At 73.5% G+C, this 230-nt stretch carries 1 pseudogene; it reads left to right on the top strand.

What is annotated here, in order from left to right:
- Positions 1–230 (top strand): annotated as a pseudogene (locus DEIPH_RS17550) (deoxyguanosinetriphosphate triphosphohydrolase); the annotation flags it as partial.

Below are 230 nucleotides of genomic sequence, written 5' to 3'. Positions count from 1 at the left end.
CCTCACCGAGCGCGACCGCCGCACCCTGCACCGCGAGCTGCTGGGGTGGCTGATCGGGGACCTGACCGACGCCAGCGCCGCCGCGATCCAGGCCAGTGGCGTGACCAGCGCGGCGGACGTGCTGGCCCAACCGGACCGCCTGATCACCTACAGCGCCCCCATGCGCGAACGGCTGCGCGAAACCGGCACCTTCCTGCGCGAGAACCTCTACCGCCACTGGCGGGGGGGGA

The organism is Deinococcus phoenicis (assembly GCF_000599865.1).
GTDB lineage: Bacteria > Deinococcota > Deinococci > Deinococcales > Deinococcaceae > Deinococcus > Deinococcus phoenicis.
Note: the sequence above shows the minus strand (reverse complement) of the source record. Positions and strands in the feature narration are given on the sequence as shown.